The organism is Brevibacillus reuszeri (assembly GCF_002897295.1).
In the GTDB taxonomy this organism is placed as follows: Bacteria; Bacillota; Bacilli; order Brevibacillales; family Brevibacillaceae; genus Brevibacillus; species Brevibacillus reuszeri_A.
The window spans coordinates 132,295-148,544 of record NZ_BEXF01000007.1 but is presented as its reverse complement, the minus strand read 5'-3'; the positions used below and the strand labels follow the sequence as shown (position 1 = coordinate 148,544).

16 protein-coding genes and 1 riboswitch are annotated in these 16,250 nt (G+C 48.6%); of the genes, 13 read left to right on the top strand and 3 right to left on the bottom strand.

The features are described from left to right. The first annotated feature begins 156 nt into the window (after positions 1-156). From C3B52_RS13515 to C3B52_RS13485, 7 genes are all read left to right on the top strand, one after another. Entirely contained in the window at positions 157-1,143 is a 987-nt protein-coding gene (locus C3B52_RS13515) for an ABC transporter ATP-binding protein (protein ID WP_103106611.1), read from the top strand. A 44-nt stretch (positions 1,144-1,187) separates the two neighbouring features. Continuing rightward, positions 1,188-1,991 carry an ABC transporter permease gene (locus tag C3B52_RS13510; RefSeq protein WP_235615712.1) on the top strand — a complete coding sequence of 268 codons (804 nt, stop codon included), beginning with the start codon at positions 1,188-1,190 and terminating at the stop codon, positions 1,989-1,991. After that, positions 1,988-2,779, top strand: coding sequence for an ABC transporter permease (locus C3B52_RS13505; protein ID WP_103106609.1), 792 nt, complete (start codon positions 1,988-1,990; stop codon positions 2,777-2,779). Before C3B52_RS13510 ends, C3B52_RS13505 begins: the two co-directional genes overlap by 4 nt. 21 nt (positions 2,780-2,800) lie before the next feature. Then, positions 2,801-3,853: an ABC transporter substrate-binding protein gene (locus C3B52_RS13500; RefSeq protein WP_103106608.1), complete on the top strand. Its 1,053-nt coding sequence runs from the start codon at positions 2,801-2,803 to the stop codon at positions 3,851-3,853. A 196-nt stretch (positions 3,854-4,049) separates the two neighbouring features. Next, complete coding sequence (locus C3B52_RS13495; protein ID WP_103106607.1) at positions 4,050-4,358, top strand: YmaF family protein; 309 nt, start codon at positions 4,050-4,052, stop codon at positions 4,356-4,358. A 173-nt stretch (positions 4,359-4,531) separates the two neighbouring features. Continuing rightward, the gene (locus tag C3B52_RS13490) at positions 4,532-5,812 is read left to right on the top strand and encodes a copper resistance CopC/CopD family protein (protein ID WP_103106606.1); all 1,281 of its coding nucleotides are present in this window, start codon (positions 4,532-4,534) and stop codon (positions 5,810-5,812) included. A 12-nt stretch (positions 5,813-5,824) separates the two neighbouring features. Then, positions 5,825-6,451: a YcnI family copper-binding membrane protein gene (locus C3B52_RS13485; RefSeq protein WP_103106605.1), complete on the top strand. Its 627-nt coding sequence runs from the start codon at positions 5,825-5,827 to the stop codon at positions 6,449-6,451. A gap of 51 nt (positions 6,452-6,502) precedes the next feature. On the opposite strand, the gene C3B52_RS13480 is transcribed toward C3B52_RS13485, so the two are convergent. Continuing rightward, positions 6,503-7,225 (bottom strand): HutD/Ves family protein, encoded by a 723-nt coding sequence (locus C3B52_RS13480; RefSeq protein WP_103106604.1) that lies wholly within the window; start codon positions 7,223-7,225, stop codon positions 6,503-6,505. Between the two features lie 208 nt (positions 7,226-7,433). Between C3B52_RS13480 and C3B52_RS13475 the strand changes: the two genes are divergently transcribed. The 6 genes from C3B52_RS13475 (at position 7,434) to C3B52_RS13450 (ending at position 14,397) form a co-directional block, all read left to right on the top strand. After that, positions 7,434-8,675 (top strand): MFS transporter, encoded by a 1,242-nt coding sequence (locus C3B52_RS13475; protein ID WP_103106603.1) that lies wholly within the window; start codon positions 7,434-7,436, stop codon positions 8,673-8,675. Between the two features lie 156 nt (positions 8,676-8,831). Further along, positions 8,832-9,074 (top strand): hypothetical protein, encoded by a 243-nt coding sequence (locus C3B52_RS13470; RefSeq protein ID WP_103106602.1) that lies wholly within the window; start codon positions 8,832-8,834, stop codon positions 9,072-9,074. Positions 9,075-9,320: 246 nt separating this feature from the next. Further along, entirely contained in the window at positions 9,321-10,406 is a 1,086-nt protein-coding gene (rsgA, locus tag C3B52_RS13465) for a ribosome small subunit-dependent GTPase A (RefSeq protein WP_103106601.1), read from the top strand. A 408-nt stretch (positions 10,407-10,814) separates the two neighbouring features. Beyond that, positions 10,815-10,916, top strand: a riboswitch (purine riboswitch). 223 nt (positions 10,917-11,139) lie between these two features. Further along, positions 11,140-11,709: a xanthine phosphoribosyltransferase gene (locus C3B52_RS13460; RefSeq protein WP_103106600.1), complete on the top strand. Its 570-nt coding sequence runs from the start codon at positions 11,140-11,142 to the stop codon at positions 11,707-11,709. Between the two features lie 64 nt (positions 11,710-11,773). Then, on the top strand, positions 11,774-13,081 hold the full coding sequence (locus C3B52_RS13455; protein WP_103106599.1) for a nucleobase:cation symporter-2 family protein: 1,308 nt from the start codon (positions 11,774-11,776) through the stop codon (positions 13,079-13,081). Between the two features lie 197 nt (positions 13,082-13,278). Then, the gene (locus C3B52_RS13450) at positions 13,279-14,397 is read left to right on the top strand and encodes a hypothetical protein (protein ID WP_103106598.1); all 1,119 of its coding nucleotides are present in this window, start codon (positions 13,279-13,281) and stop codon (positions 14,395-14,397) included. On the opposite strand, the gene C3B52_RS13445 is transcribed toward C3B52_RS13450, so the two are convergent. Next, positions 14,394-15,992, bottom strand: coding sequence for a methyl-accepting chemotaxis protein (locus C3B52_RS13445; protein WP_201264884.1), 1,599 nt, complete (start codon positions 15,990-15,992; stop codon positions 14,394-14,396). The genes C3B52_RS13450 and C3B52_RS13445 overlap by 4 nt on opposite strands. Further along, entirely contained in the window at positions 15,989-16,114 is a 126-nt protein-coding gene (locus C3B52_RS37780) for a hypothetical protein (protein ID WP_268811886.1), read from the bottom strand. Before C3B52_RS37780 ends, C3B52_RS13445 begins: the two co-directional genes overlap by 4 nt. Between the last annotated feature and the right edge of the window lie 136 nt (positions 16,115-16,250).

Here is a 16,250-nt window from a genome sequence, read left to right as displayed (position 1 = left end):
ATACATCCGCCTCTTTCTTTTTTTCATAGGATCACTTACAGAAAATCCGACAAAAAATTGAATCGAGAGGGTCTGAAACTGTTTACAAAATGAATCATACACGATATAGTAACCTAGATTACTATGAGTATAATGACATACTGGTGAGATGACGCAATGAAAACGATTATTCATTTGGATACAATTGAAAAGCAATTCGCCGGCAATGTCGTCGTCCCCCCTCTTTCTCTATCTATTGAAGAAGGGGAGTTTTTGACGTTGCTTGGACCTAGTGGCTGCGGTAAAACAACGCTGCTCAGAATGATTGCTGGATTTGAAGAGCAAACCTCTGGGGAAATATACCTAGACGAAAAGCCTCTGAGCCACATACCGCCGTATCAGCGGGATATGAACATGGTGTTCCAGCAATACGCTTTGTTTCCACATATGACGGTGGAGCAAAACATTTTATTTGGATTGAAAATGAAAAAGGTGAGTACAGCCGAGCAGAAGAAACGGTTGGAAGAAGTGCTGCAATACGTTCAATTGACGGAGCTTCGCAGCCGAACACCGAAGCAGCTCTCTGGAGGACAACAGCAACGGGTGGCGATTGCGCGTGCAATCATCAACAACCCGCGGGTATTGCTTTTGGACGAGCCATTGGGAGCATTGGATTATCAGCTGCGGAAAAGCTTGCAGCTAGAACTCAAGAACCTGCAAAAAAATCTGGGCATCACGTTTATATACGTAACACATGACCAGGAAGAAGCGATGGCGATGTCAGATCGGATCGCGGTCATGAACAAAGGACGGATTGAACAGATTGCTTCTCCTGCCGAGATTTACAACACCCCACAGACGTTGTTTGTGGCTACGTTTATTGGCGAAAACAACATATTTAGAGATGGTGGAAAAGTCACTGCCGTTCGCCCGGAAAAGATCAAGCTGTATCGAACAGATGAACAGACGGACAAGCACAAGAAAACAGGCCGTATCACGGATGTAGTGTTCCTCGGTAATCTGCGCAAGCTGTACATCCGGATTGACGGTACTGATATGACAGTCATGGCGCATCAATATGCGGGTGACGGTCTCGACTGGCAGGTGGATAATCACGTGGCCATTGGATGGGCACAGACGGACGAGGTGATTCTTCCTTGTTAAACAAGAAACCTGTGAAACTTCTCGCGCTTCCGGCCATTGTATGGATGGGTGCGCTCTTCGTCTTGCCCATGCTTTTGATCGCGGCCCTGTCGTTCTTAAAAAGAGGAACATACGGGCAAGTTGTCTATGAATTCACCTTGAACAACTATATTCGCATCTGGGACCCGCTGTACGGGCAAATTTTTTGGGACACGCTGGTAGTCGCTATCCTGACGACCCTTTTGTCCATTCTGAGCGGCTATCCATTGGCCTACTACATTTCGCGGCTAGAGCAATCGAAGCAAAAGATTTGGCTATTGCTCGTGATGATTCCGTTTTGGATCAACTTCCTTGTTCGCTCTTATGCCTGGGTCATTATTTTGCGCTCCCAAGGTGTCGTGAACACGATGCTGCAATCGATGGGCATTATTTCGGAACCACTGCCTTTGCTGTACAATTCTGGCTCAGTGCTGCTGGGAATGGTCTATACACTCGTACCATTTATGGTTCTGCCGATCTATGTTTCTCTGGAGCAAATGGATCGTCGCAAGCTGGAAGCAGCGTACGATTTGGGAGCGACGCCTTGGAAAGCATTTTGGCACGTGACACTGCCAATGACCAAAACGGGGGTCGTGACCGGGTCCATCCTCGTGTTTGTATCCTCCATCGGAATGTTCGTCGTTCCGGATGTGATGGGTGGAGCGAAGTCAGCTTTGATTGGAAACGTCATTCAGAACCAGTTTTTATCGGCGCGTGATTGGCCGTTCGGTTCGGCATTGTCCATCGTTTTGATGCTGTTGTCCATGCTGTTGATTCTCCTCTATTTCCGCGCGACCAAAGCGAGTGAATCAAAGGAGGGGGCAGTATGAACACACGGCGTCGACACGTACTTTCTGGCTACTCCTGGCTGATGCTTGTCTTTTTATATTTGCCGATTGCCATTTTGGTGCTCTACTCGTTTAACGATTCCCGAATCAATGCGGTATGGAGCGGCTTTACCTGGAAGTGGTACATATCGCTATTTGATAACAGACAAGTCATGCAGGCGCTAGCAAATAGTCTGACGATCGGGGTTATCAGCAGTTTACTGGCAACCGTGCTCGGAACAGCAGCGTCACTCGCGATCAAGCATTACTCGCTGAAGTGGCGCAATATTGTCAACGGGCTCATCTATTTGCCGATTGTGATTCCGGAAATCATGATGGGACTTGCTCTCTTGGTTTTGTTTAGCCAGATTCATATGGAGCTGGGCAAAGCGACGCTGATTATGGCGCACGTCACGTTTAGTATGCCGTACGTGATGGTCATTATCTCAGGCAGACTGGCTGATATGGGCAAAGAGCTGGAGGAAGCAGCACAGGACCTCGGAGCGACTCCGTGGGAAACGCTGCGCTATGTGACTTTGCCGCTGATCATGCCTGGCATTGTCGCAGGCTTTCTGATGTCCTTTACACTATCGCTTGATGATTTTATTATTTCGTTTTTTGTGGCTGGTCCCAATTCGACCACCTTGCCGCTATATATTTACGGCTTGGTCAAGCGCGGTGTTTCACCTGAAGTTAACGCACTTTCGACTTTGCTGATCGTAAGTACAGTGCTTTTGGTTATTGTCGCTGAGCTTTTCCGCCGTAAGGATTCCAAAACGATAACTTATTGAGTTGGAGGTTGAGAGAGAAAGATGAAACGTATGAAGTCCTTGATGATCGGCGCATTGTCCGCCGTACTCGCATTTACCGTAGTTGGCTGCTCTTCTTCAGAGCAGGAAGCACAGGTGCTCAATATTTACAGCTGGGCAGATAACTTTGACCCGGATGTAGTGAAAGACTTTGAGCAAAAGTACAATGTCAAGGTCAACTACGACGTGTATGGCAGCAATGAAGAAATGCTTGCAAAAATCCAGGCAGGCGCATCTGGCTATGATTTGATCCAGCCGTCCGATTACATGGTAGCAACAATGATTCAGCTGGGACTTTTGGAAGACTTGAACAAAGAAAATATTCCAAACATGAAAAACATCGTGTCCACGTTCCAGACACCTCCATTCGACCCTGATAACAAGCACTCTGTTGTATATACATGGGGAATTACAGGGATCGCGTACAATAAAAAGTTTGTAAAAGAACAGCCGACGAGCTGGAACGATCTGTGGAACGAAGCGTACAAAGGCCGTGTTATCATGCTGAACGATCCGCGTGAAGTGATGGGCATGTCCCTGATCAAAAACGGCTTCTCCAACAGCTCCACGAACAAAGAAGAGCTGGAAAAATCGTTTGCTGACTTGAAAAAGCTCGTTCCTGGTGTAGTTGCATTTGATACGGATAACATCAAGCAAAAAATGATTGCTGAAGAGGCATGGATTGGTACAGTGTGGTCCGGGGATGCAGCTTTTATCCAAGCACAAAATCCTGATGTAGAATACATCATTCCAAAAGAAGGCGCTACAATCTGGGCTGACACAATGGCAATTCCAAAAGGTGCCAAGCACAAGGAATTGGCTGAGAAGTTCATCAACTATTTGATGGACCCTGAAGTCAGCGTGAAAAACTACGAATCGATTGGCTACAGTAATCCGAACGAGAAAGCGTACCCGCTGCACAGCGAAGAATACCGCGCCAACAAAATGATCTTCCTCGACAAAGCTGATATTGCTCGTGCGGAGTGGCTGGTAGACGTGGGAGATACTTTGCAAGAATACGATCGCTACTGGACAGAAATGAAGAGTGGCCGATAACATACGAGCCGAGGCTGGAGATACCAGTCTCGGTTTTTTTGTATCTAGATGAATATAACAAGCGCCGTTTCCAATCATACAGCTTGTTCATAAAAATAGGATAACTTCAGAGAAAAGGAGGGGAATTACGATCGCAAAAAAGAAGAAGAAAAAGCAGCAGGCAACCCAGCAATTCGTCAATCGCATAAGGCATCGAATGGAGGGAGTTACGTCTCTCGTTCGTGGACATCGGCATTTGATCAGCAACGTGACAGACGTAGTTGTTCGAGTGCCAAGTGCACGCTCCCATTTTCATCTGTTCCGCGCCATTACAACGACTGCAGATGGTCACAGACATGTCTATTTTGGCAGAACGGGCTTGTCTATTAATGGGAGTGGACCTTTTGGTGGAGGGCCAAATCATTTTCACAACTTCGATAAGCTGACTGAAATCACTGAGGGACATCGTCACAGGGTAAAAGGTACAACCACCACCAACCGAGTCATTCGGGATAGCAGACCGTAATAACACGAGGCACTTTTCGGGCAACATGTCTGAAAGGTGCTTTTTTCATTCCCATTTTTAGCCAGGCCCTTTCAATAAATCGTCACAGCAATTAGCCCAAGTGAGCCATATGGATTCGGAATCACTAATGATAGGATTAAGGACGAAAAGGCGATGGGGGTGGGTGAGTGGTTATGCGGTGGAAACGATACCTGACCTTACTTTGGCTAGCCTTTTTCCTGGTGCTTGCAACAGGGAATTCCGCAGTTCAAGCCCATGCAGGATTAATGAGCAGCACGCCAAAAGACGGAGAGGTACTACAAACAAATCCAGGACAGCTGTCCATGCGATTTACCGAAACGTTGGAGCCGGATTTGGTCTCCATGAAATTGTACGATTGGAATGGAAAAGAAATCAGCTTGGAGCGTCCGACCTTGCAGCCTGGCGATGCTTCACAAGTGAACGTACCGTTACCTGAATTGGCCGAAGGAACCTATACGGCAATTGTATCGGTCGTATCGGAGGATGGACATCCTGTCGAAGAGCGCTTGTCCTTTTCGATTGGACAGAAGAGCGCGGTTGTGGCTGAGCCTTCTACGGCAAAGAAAACAGATAGCAGCTACCTGATTGTATACCGCTATTTGGCCCAGGGCATTATTTTGCTTGGCGGCGGGCTGTACGTGGTTGCTTGGTGGGCGCAGCGTTATGGATTGCCTTCGATGGCACAGCTGCTTGGGATCGGAAGACAGATTGGTTGGGTTCTCGGACTGGTTGGTCTCATCTTTCTTTGGTTCTTATACGATGAATCGCTGACTTCTGTTTCTTTGACCCAGGCTTTGTGGCAGCTGGACGGAAAGCTGCTTGCACAGTCGCCATTTGCAATCATGCTGATCATCTCTTTTGTGCTTATGCTCCTGCTCTCGATTCCTAACATGGTTAGCGGTTGGTATGTGGGAATCTGGGTGCTGCTGGTCAGTGCACAAGCCTTTGGAGGTCATGCCTGGGGGATCGCTCCTGTTTGGCTATCGATCGTTTTGCGGCTACTGCACGTCCTGACTGTTTCGTTGTGGCTGGGAGCTCTTGTTTATTTACTGCTAGCGGGAAAACAGGCAGAACGCGATAGGAAAGAGTTTAAAGCATTCTTTTTACGGACGGTTGCCATGGCAGCGTTGCTGGCTGTCGTTACTGGCGTTTTGATGCTCCTGGTCCAGACCGATCTGGCTAGTGTTTTTCAAAGCTCGCTTACATGGAGCTATCTGCTGTACGGAAAAGTAATTTGTATCATTGTAATGCTTGGCTTGGCTTATCGGCAAACAAAGCGCTGGCGCAAGGAAAATACCTTGCAGCAAGTTCTTTTGCGCTGGGAAATTATTTTGGGCATCGTCGCGATCTTGGCAGGGCTGTGGATGAGCCAGACCAACTATCCGACTGCTACTACAAGCACACAGGCAACTATTCAAACGGATTTATACTAGGAGGGCTTGACGATGAAATGGACTAAATGGATGAGCAGCGTATTGGTAGCTGGAGCGGTTTTGACCTTGGCGACGGCTGCACAAGCGCACGTGAATGTATACCCAAAAGAGACCGCGACTGGTGCATATGAAAAATATACAGTACGGGTTCCAGTTGAAAAAGATGTAAACACAACGAAGGTAAAGCTCGAGTTCCCTGCTGGTGTGAAGGTAAGCACCGTACAACCAATCCCGGGCTGGAGCTATGAATTCGAAAAAGATAAAGATGGACGCAATACTGCCTTAGTATGGACTGCGACAGATGGTGGAATCAAGGCACATGAGTTTATGGAATTCGCTTTCGTAGGTGCGAATCCAAAAGAAGAGGGGAGTCTCGCCTGGAAAGCATACCAAACCTATGCAGACGGTGAAGTAGTAGAGTGGACAGGTGACAAGGATTCCAAAACGCCAGCATCTGTTACGACCGTGAAAGCAGGGGTTGGGGAAGCAGGACATGAGCATGGTGAGGCACAAACACCAGCAGCTGCACCAGCCCAAGAGACTGCAAGTAGCACGGGATCAAGCAACACTCTGCCATTGGTTCTGTCTGGCTTGGCACTGCTCATTTCCATCGTAGGTCTGTTTAGAAAAAAAGCGTAGTCGAAACAAAAGAAAGCCGTGTAGAGGTAGAGTCTACGCGGCTTTTTGCTTTTAGCCATACAGAATGGATGTTTTGATGAGAGTCGCTTTTTCTTGTGTCTGGTTGGAAATCGTAATCTTTTTTGCTGAGCTCATCCTGCTGATGAGCATAAAATCACCTTCCTGTAAGATTATCGTACCCTCATCGATTAGCACGGTGAGCGAGCCATCTACACAGTAAAATGCTTCGTCTACATGGCGAGCATCGTTATCTCGGACTCCGATCAGCTCCTGGTGAATTCCTGGAGCGACATGGATGGCTTTCAGTTCGCCGCTGTAGCCCTCTGCGAGCATGAGATTGAAATCTCTTACTTTTCCTTTGCTTCGGGTCGTCCATCCCCCACTGAAGCTGTCCTGTTCAAATGGCTGTAAGGTCACGCTGTGATGACCCTCATGCTCGATATACAGCTCTCCCTCGATGATCATCAATAATCTCCAGAAGCCAGGCAGGGGAGTAAATAATGATTCTTCGACTTCAACCTTTGCCGAGCTGATTCTCCACGCAAAGCGGCGATCGCTATAATCTGCTCCGTCTGGGTAAATAGCGAGCTGTGTCGTGGAGCCTCCCGACCATTGGCTAGTATTCTGTTCACTTTTTCTGCTGAGGTGAATGGAGTAGGTCATAGTAGTATCCTTTCTGTCAATCGTGAAAATGAGCTGCGATGATACTCTTCCTTCTAATAGTACTGCTTCAATTGAGTTCGGCAAAGATAAAAAATGATCAGACTTTTTCATGGGAATCGTTTATAATAAGGACTAATTACTTTCGGAGGTGTAAGAAAATGTTAAAAACATTTGTTGAGAGCACGCAAGTACAGGTAGGAAAAATGATGAGCGGTAGAGTGGCACGTACGTAGTTTCGCTACTATGATTTGGCTGTAGAATCGATTGCGTATGTGAAAACGAGAGCGTGTCCTCTGCCTGAAAGGTGGATACTGTCTCGATGTTTTTAGATGCAACCAAGGTTTATATGATCAAGCGTTTTACAACATCGCTCGCGAATACGACGATGTTTACTACTTATGCGATTTATTACATTACTGCGCTCGGACTCAATCCGTTTGAGCTGCTGCTGATCGGAATGGTTCTGGAGCTGTCTGTTCTTTTGTTTGAGGGAGTAACGGGTGTGGTCGCTGATACCTACAGTCGGCGTCTCTCGGTCATTATTGGGATGTTCGTGATTGGTACAGGGTTTGTCATGCAAGGTGTCATCCCGGCATTGGAAGGCATGCTTCCGTTTATTCCTGTGATGGTCTGGTTGCTTATGGCCCAAGTCTTTTTTGGCGTGGGGGATACGTTTGTCAGTGGGGCGGATACAGCGTGGATTGTAGATGAGGTTGGCGAAGAGAAGATCGGCACCATTTTCATGAAAGGGAAGCGTTATTCCCTGCTGGCAACCTTGCTGGGGATTGCACTTAGTGTCGGATTATCGACATGGGCGCCGAACTTGCCGTATTTGGCTGGAGGCATTTTGTATTTGCTCCTCGGGGTGTTTTTGATCCTGTTCATGAAAGAGACCGCCTTTACTCGCAAGAAGCGAGAAGAGGGAGCATCGCATTTCAGGGAAATGGCTTCTACTTGGATGTCAGGCGCGAGAGTTATCCGCAGCCAACCGATTCTTCTGCTTATATTGCTGGTCACTCTATTTACGGGTGCGGCCTCGGAAGGGTATGACCGCCTCTGGGAAGCACATCTGATTTCGGAAATCGGGTTTCCGTTGGTAGGGACATTATCGTTGCCGATGTGGTTTGGTATCATCGCAGCGGTTTCTGCCCTTCTCAGTCTGGTGGCTGTGGGGATTGCAGAAAAGCGATTAGATGTGAACAATGAACGCATTGTCGTTGTCGGCATGTTTGTCCTGACTGGCTTGAAGATTGCGGCAGTCATCTCTTTTGCCTTGGCACCCAGCTTTGAATGGGCGCTCGTATGCCTTCTTTTGATTGGGGTTATAGAGGCGTTGAGCAGCCCGCTCTATGATACTTGGCTCAACTTGAATATTGAAAGCAATGTTCGTGCAACGATCTTGTCGATGATGAGCCAATCCAATGCGCTCGGTCAAACGGCAGGCGGACCTGTTGTGGGATGGATCGGACACCGATTGTCCATACGCGCCTCTTTGGTGGTGGCGGGGATATTGCTGGCACCGATTCTGGTCGTGTTTGGACGGGTGCTGCGAAAACGATAATGAAGGAAGGCATGTACTCGATATGGGTATATGCCTTTTTTCTATGCGGTGGGCCATTGTGCTCGGTCATCGGCCCATGACAGTCTTGCCGATTTCGTATGCTATAATTGATCATGTAATTACTTTTTCCAGTGATTTAGAAAGGACGTGAGGCTGATGGAGTTGTTCATCATCGTCGTTATTGTATTTGTGGTCGTTATGCTGGTCTTGGCGTCCAAAGCCAAAAAAGGTGTGAACAGACGCTCTTATTCCTCGTCCACGGATAGCAGCACGCCATTTTACGTAGACGATCACCACCATCATCACCACAATCACCATCATCATGACGGACACCATGGTAGCTACGACAGTGGCGGTGACAGCGGTGGTGGAGATGGCGGCGGAGGCGGGGGAGACTGACTCTGTTGCATCACCTGAATTTCGTGGTACAATAATTGGGAAATATGAATCCAAACCTGAATGGTTCGTTCGGTTTGAAAAGGAGAGATGTTATATGTCAAACACAAATTTCGCACAGAGTGTAGGTATCGGGGTCGCAGGAATCCTCCTTTCAAGCGAACAATAAACCGTTCACCAAAATGAGGATTCGACTGTGACTGGTTTGGCGAAAGCCATTTATTTAACCATTTGCAGGGGGAATCCGTAGTGAATCATCTAACAAACGAGCAAGCATTGAAAACATTGGGCTGGAATGAGTATTTTGCCAATCATTTTGCCCCTTATGCCGCACAAGGCTACAGCGTGGGACGTATCACGCTGGAACATAAACGCATCTATCGTCTTTTGAGTGAGCATGGCGAGCTCTTGGGCGAGGTAACAGGCAAGCTGCGATATGAGGCAACAGGCCGCGAGGATTATCCGGCTGTTGGAGACTGGGTTGTGATTAGCCCGCGCGTAGAGGAGAAAAAAGCCTCGATTCATGCCTTGCTCCCACGCAAGAGCAAGTTTTCGCGCAAGGCTGCCGGAGATACAGTCGAAGAACAGATTGTAGCTGCCAACGTAGATACAGTATTTCTCGTCAATGCACTGAATAATGACTTTAATATACGCAGGATGGAGCGTTATCTCATCCTGGCATGGGAAAGTGGAGCGTCTCCTGTGATCGTGCTCAGCAAAGCCGATTTGTGCGAAGATCTGGATGCACGTCTGGCTGAGGTAGAGTCGGTAGCAATCGGGGTGCCTTTCCATGTAGTGAGCGCCGAGCAGGGAGAAGGCTTAGAGCAGCTCGCACCCTATTTGGGTGAAGGCAAGACTATTGCTTTGATGGGTTCATCGGGGGTAGGGAAGTCTACCTTGATCAACAAGCTGAGCGGCAGCGAGATGCAGCGCGTAAGTGAAGTGCGTGAGGGTGACGATCGCGGTCGCCATACAACGACTCACCGTGAGCTGTTCCTGTTGCCTGGTGGCGGCTTGATGATTGATACGCCAGGTATGCGTGAGCTGCAGCTATGGGAAGCAGATGAGGGCTTCCGCGGCGCTTTTGACGATATTGAATCCATCGCCGAAGCATGCCGCTTCAACGACTGTCAGCACGTACGTGAGCCCGGCTGCGCCGTCCGCGAAGCCATCGAGGATGGCAGCCTGGAAAAAGCCCGCTTTGACAGCTACCTCAAGCTGCAAAGAGAGCTGGCTCATCTGGCACGAAAGGAAGACGCCAGACTGCAAGCCGCTGAAAAAGATAAATGGAAAAAAATCAACGTAGAAATGCGCCAAAGAAAACCAAAGCGCTAACCCAAAGCCCTCGAGAAATCGAGGGCTTTTTGCGATTGGAAGACCGAGGCTGGTGAGAGGAAAAAGGAGAAATAAGCGCAGGTCTTTGGGACACCGACCGAGGCGGAGTGGAAAAAGGGAAACACGCCTTTAAGCGTCCACCTCTGAGGCACTCCATGAAACCGCTACTTTGGACGCGGTTTCCCTTTTGCAACGGAGCGGTGCAGTGAATCACCCGCGCTAGTGTCCCAAGTACCTGGAGCGTTTTCTCCTGTTTCCTCTCCTCCAGTACAGCCTATCAGATAACTAAGCGCCCGACCCCGTCAAAAATTAACGCTTGCCCCCCAGCCGACACATATGATAGATTTGATTTTATCGAAAAAGCATATGAGCACCTCGAAAAGTGACGTTTTGCGTCGAATATTTTTTAGGTGCCCCATAACTCATGCTCGTATAATTTTGGGAATAAGGCCCAGCAGTTTCTACCGGGTGACCGTAAATCACCTGACTACGAGTGAAAGAGCGTCTAGGGTTCCGCTTCTCCTTTTCTGCCAGCTAATAGGCAGGGGTGAGAGGGCTGGTCCAAGCGGCGCTGGCACGCATTATGCGCGTGTTACACCTGAGGGAGAAAAGCCCAGAGGGACAGGTTTCACTTCGTGTTGGTTTGTGTTGTCAGCCAGCTCGTGACCTGTCCGCTCTGGGCTTTATTTATTTTGTTGGGAACATGTAGGGATAATTCAAGGGGGAAAATCAGATGAAGGAATTGCAAGACCGCATTGTACAGGACGGCAAGGTGTTGTCCGCATCAGTGTTAAAAGTAGATGCTTTTTTAAACCATCAGGTAGACCCGCAATTGACGATGAATATAGGCAAGCGTTTTGCCGAGCTTTTTGCGGACGAGCCGATTACTAAGGTTTTGACGATTGAAGCAAGTGGGATTCATTTTGCGCTGGCGACTTCCTTCGCACTGGGTGTACCGTTTGTCTATGCAAAAAAGAAAAAGGCAGTCACCTTGACGGAAGAAGTATACTCCGCACCTGTTCATTCTTTTACACGTCAAGAAACGTATCAAATCAGCGTGTCACGCCAGTACCTGTCACCTGATGATCGTGTACTGATTGTAGATGATTTCTTGGCTACGGGTGCTGCGCTGGTAGGTCTGACGCAAATTATCAAGGATGCAGGTGCTCATCTCGTAGGAGTAGGGGCAGTCATTGAAAAAAGCTTTCAGGAAGGCCGCGGCCTACTAGAGCAGCAAGGGGTTCGTATCGAATCACTAGCTCGCATCCAATCGATGTCTCCAGAAGGAATTCAGTTCATTTAATGGCATAAACGCATTACAGGCAGCGGTTTTATGACACTACACTAGAGGAGAGAAACAAACACACATGCTATCCAAACAAAAGGTTGTCACCCTGGGATTGCAGCACGTTTTAGCCATGTATGCCGGAGCTGTCGTCGTGCCCTTGATTATCGGCGCAGCACTGAAGCTGACACCGCTCCAAATCGCTTACTTGATTGCGGCAGACTTGTTCACGAGTGGGATCGCCACTTTGCTACAGGTAGTAGGGACGCGCTACACAGGAATTCGCCTGCCAGTCGTGCTCGGCTGTACCTTTACAGCGGTGGGACCGATTATTGCCATCGCTTCCTCGACCAATTTGGCGACAGCGTATGGGGCTATTATCATTTCAGGTTTGTTCGTCGTTTTCGCTGCTCCTCTGTTTGGCAAGCTCCTCCGCTTTTTCCCGACGGTGGTGCAAGGCTCTGTCGTTACGATTATCGGGCTATCTTTGATTCCGGTAGCGATGACCAACGCCGCTGGCGGAGATGCAACAAAACCTGACTTTGGTGCCCCGGAGCATTTGCTTCTGGCTTTAGGTACACTCGTCATCATCTTGCTTATTAATCGATTCTTTACAGGCTTCATTCGCGCAATCTCTGTTTTGCTTGGACTGGCTGTCGGCACGATTGCAGCGTACATGATGGGAATGGTCAGCTTTGCAAATGTGGCGACTGCTTCCTGGTTTAGTGTCGTTGAACCGTTTTACTTTGGAACTCCACAGTTTAGTATCGTTGCAATTTTAACGATGATCTTGGTCAATATCATTAGCATGGCTGAGTCTACAGGCGTTTACTTTGCGCTCGGCAAAGTGACAAATACCGAAGTAACCAATAAAGATGTTGTAAAAGGCTTGCGTGGAGAAGGCGTAGCGATTGTGCTCGGAGGTATTTTCAACGCATTCCCGTATACCGCGTTTTCCCAAAACGTAGGACTTGTTTCCCTGACAGGAATCAAATCACGTGATGTCATGATCGGGGCAGGCGGAATTCTCGTCGTTCTCGGACTTTTGCCCAAGCTGGCTGCTTTGACAACGGTTGTGCCAAACGCTGTTCTCGGCGGAGCGATGATCGCCATGTTTGGAATGGTTGTAGCGTCTGGGATCAATATTTTGTCTCAGGTCGATTTGCGCAAGAACGAAAACCTGCTGATTGCTGCATGCAGTATCGCAGTAGGACTTGGCTCCGCAACGGTGCCGACGATGTTTGACCAACTGCCGACACTGATGAAAATGATGATGCAAAACGGAATCGTGACAGGCTCTTTGACCGCAGTCGTGCTTAACATCCTGCTCGTGCACACGAACAAAAAAGTAAAGACAACGCCGGCAAACGCCATCTCCGAAGCTTCCTAAATGAGCGAAAAAGGCCATTCTCTACGAGTGTAGAGGATGGCTTTTTCTACTTTGGGCGCGGCTTCGCTTTTTGCATGGAGCCAGTCAGAAGCCCCAGCCTTTTTCTCGTCACGCAGAGTCATAAGCCCCGTGACCCTCTCTGCATACAGCATACGATGGCAATGTATCGGATTATTTGTGAGAGAGGACGGGGAGAGATGGCCACTTTTCGGGAAGCGATCCAAGCCAAGCAGCATTTGGTCAAACGGTGGAAAAAGATGCCGGGTGTCATAGGCATAGGAATCGGCTATGCGAACGGAAAAGACAGAAAAGGCGGAGCTTGTATTGTTTTGTACACGGTAAATGCAAGCGCCTCGGTAAAACGAAGCTGCCCGCGATGTGTTTCTGTCCGAAGTGTAAAAGCAGCCGGACGAGTAGCGGTTCCGGTTCGGACTATCACCTCGGGGCGGTGCTGCTGCCACGTACAGGTTCGGGACAGGGCCTTCGCCAGACAATATCGCGGCAGAATTCGTCCGGTCATCGCGGGCTACAGTGTAGGCTATCCGGGAGCCTCGGGCACAGCCGGTCTGATCGTCCAAAGTGCCTCCCGGAGTGCACAGCGGTATTTGTTTAGCAACAATCATGTCCTCAATAAAAACAATACAGGTGGCTATACCGAGACGATACAGCCAGGGGGAGCGGACGGTGGTCGCTCAGGTAGAGATCGAATCGGACGGTTGTATCGCTTTGTTCGTCTGCGCAAAAATGGGGTTAACTACATCGATGCGGCCTTATCGATCCCGACAGCCAATCGACTCTTGGCTCCACGATACGCGACAGTTGGAGTGGTGCGTGGACATGTGCGCTCCTATGGCGTTGGGAATCGATTCAAAAAAGTGGGACGGACGACGGGACGAGTCAGCGGGGTTGTAGAGTCGATCCATACCGATATTGACGTTGATTATGGCAATCATGCCGGGCTTGGAACGATTCGTTTTCGTAACCAAACCGTCATTCGTGGGACAGTTGCGGTCTCATTGCCTGGTGATTCCGGCTCCGTCTGGCTTACAGAGAGCAACTATGCGGCAGCTGTCAATTTTGCAGGCTCGGCTGATGGCAGACGTTCTATTGCTTTTCCGATTCAATGGGCGATGCAGGCTTTTGGTATCCGTGTAGCAAGAGCAGCGGGCAGTCGCGGACAGGTAAGCACTAACGGACAAAAGCAAAAGAACCCAATGCGCACGCAGCCATTATCTGCGGCACAATTGGGTACGATTGTGACCAAAAGAGCACGAAAGGCAAACCAAAGGAAGCAAAAACGAAAAGGCTTGCATTAGCGCATTTCGGCAGACAATTGGTCGAGGCAATCCAAGACATTATCTGAAATGGCTTCCAAGCTATGAAAGACAGCCTCAGCTTCATCCTGTTTGCCAGCTTTGACCAATAGATAGACGCTGCGGACTGCCTCATGAAACTTCCGGTGTGGTTCATCCAATTTCCGGAAAGAAGGCAGCGAGTTGATTTTTGGATCGTTTTTGGCTTCTTGATACCAGACACCTAAGCGACATTGCAGATTGTCAACCAAATCTTTTTCCTCGATCTTGTGGTAGCCCAGCATGTAGTTGTACAGCCACCATTTCCATAGCAGATGATCCGTTTTGACGATACGCAAATGATGCTTCGCTTTCAATTGAGTCAGCTGACTGATGCTGAGCTTATGCAGATCATTAATGCCTGCCCCGATGTCATAGACGTTTTTCCCGGCATGGGACACGTGTTCAGCGATTAGCTCCATATTCGTCTGGACCTGTGAGATTCGCTCAGAAATGTCATCGGTGGCGGCGGATTGTTCTTCGGCCTGTGCAGCAATATGTCCGGTAGAATGACCAACCTTTTCGATATTTTGGACGATGTCTCCCATCAGATCGATCGCGTCACGCGTCTGAATGGCTTCCTTGCTGAAATGCTCACTCATCTGAGCTGCCGAGTCTTTGACTTGACTGGCTTCTTGCTGCACGTTCTGCATCGTGGAGGTAATGTTTTGCACAGATTGCTTCGTTTGCTCGGCCAGCTTGCGGACTTCCTCGGCAACAACCGCAAAGCCGCGGCCATGCTCACCAGCACGCGCCGCCTCGATGGAAGCGTTCAGTGCCAGCAGATTTGTTTGATCAGCGACGCTGCGGATGACCTGAACCACTTGGGAAACGTTTTCAATAGTTGCCATGAGCTGAGAAATTTTCGACTGCATGTCATTGAACTCATCAGCCATCGAAAGAAAGCTCTTGAGCGATGCCTGGATAATTTCTTTACCGGTTGTCGCTTGCTCCATGGTCGTGGTAGCATTCTCGGCTACCAAAACAGCAGACTGAGCCACTTTTTGTACGGACTGACTGAGCTGTTCAGCGGCAAAACGGACGTTGCTCGCTTCGTCTGTAGTCGTTTCTACCGTATCGAGAACATGTTTAATCTTATCGATCTGCATGACGAGCTCCAGTACTCGTCCGAGTCGGTCCACTACCTTGTAATCCGTATCTTCCTGATATGATTGTAGAACGATCTGCGAATCGAGTGTCAGCAGCTTGATCAGTGCAAGCAAAATCTCGGATGCTTCCTGTGGTTTTTTTGTGTAGGTAGAAACGACGGAAGGGATCAAATATTCATATACCCGCAAATAGGATCCCGTGTACCACTCAGGTGCAAGACCGATTCTGCTGTGGACTTCGCCGATTTTTTCTCTGCCTTTTACATATGTATCGTCCAGCTGCGTATTTGGCAGTGATTGCAAATAGTTTCGAAATGATTTAGACAGGCGATCTATCGTTGTATTTGACTCGATGATGTGCATCAAATGGGAATATTCGTGAAGCATTTGGTAATGGCGGTCGGTGATTGCGTCGAGATGTTTAGACAGTAACGGCTCCAATTGCTTCATGCGTTCCAGGTCCGCTTGATTGAGCTGTAAAATTTTACTTTTCCTTCCAATTGCTCTGTCACTGGTATATCGCTTGGCTGAATCTTGGTGGTTGTGACAGACTCCCCCCGTTTAACAAACATACTATCCCTCCGCGTTTTGCTCTCATGCATTCTCTACGAATAAATATACCATTCCAAATGAACCATAATGCCCAGCGATCTGTACAAGAAAAACTGACCTATCACCAAATGAATAGGTCAGTTGCAAACACACTGA

Bases quoted from the DNA above. Each gene is read 5' to 3' on its own strand.
- C3B52_RS13515 (WP_103106611.1), top strand. From the start codon at position 157: ATGAAAACGATTATTCATTTGGATACAATTGAAAAGCAATTCGCCGGC.
- C3B52_RS13510 (WP_235615712.1), top strand. From the start codon at position 1,188: ATGGGTGCGCTCTTCGTCTTGCCCATGCTTTTGATCGCGGCCCTGTCG.
- C3B52_RS13505 (WP_103106609.1), top strand. From the start codon at position 1,988: ATGAACACACGGCGTCGACACGTACTTTCTGGCTACTCCTGGCTGATG.
- C3B52_RS13500 (WP_103106608.1), top strand. From the start codon at position 2,801: ATGAAACGTATGAAGTCCTTGATGATCGGCGCATTGTCCGCCGTACTC.
- C3B52_RS13495 (WP_103106607.1), top strand. From the start codon at position 4,050: ATGGAGGGAGTTACGTCTCTCGTTCGTGGACATCGGCATTTGATCAGC.
- C3B52_RS13490 (WP_103106606.1), top strand. From the start codon at position 4,532: ATGCGGTGGAAACGATACCTGACCTTACTTTGGCTAGCCTTTTTCCTG.
- C3B52_RS13485 (WP_103106605.1), top strand. From the start codon at position 5,825: ATGAAATGGACTAAATGGATGAGCAGCGTATTGGTAGCTGGAGCGGTT.
- C3B52_RS13480 (WP_103106604.1), bottom strand. From the start codon at position 7,225: ATGAAAAAGTCTGATCATTTTTTATCTTTGCCGAACTCAATTGAAGCA.
- C3B52_RS13475 (WP_103106603.1), top strand. From the start codon at position 7,434: ATGTTTTTAGATGCAACCAAGGTTTATATGATCAAGCGTTTTACAACA.
- C3B52_RS13470 (WP_103106602.1), top strand. From the start codon at position 8,832: ATGGAGTTGTTCATCATCGTCGTTATTGTATTTGTGGTCGTTATGCTG.
- C3B52_RS13460 (WP_103106600.1), top strand. From the start codon at position 11,140: ATGAAGGAATTGCAAGACCGCATTGTACAGGACGGCAAGGTGTTGTCC.
- C3B52_RS13455 (WP_103106599.1), top strand. From the start codon at position 11,774: ATGCTATCCAAACAAAAGGTTGTCACCCTGGGATTGCAGCACGTTTTA.
- C3B52_RS13450 (WP_103106598.1), top strand. From the start codon at position 13,279: ATGGCCACTTTTCGGGAAGCGATCCAAGCCAAGCAGCATTTGGTCAAA.
- C3B52_RS13445 (WP_201264884.1), bottom strand. From the start codon at position 15,992: ATGAAGCAATTGGAGCCGTTACTGTCTAAACATCTCGACGCAATCACC.
- C3B52_RS37780 (WP_268811886.1), bottom strand. From the start codon at position 16,114: ATGTTTGTTAAACGGGGGGAGTCTGTCACAACCACCAAGATTCAGCCA.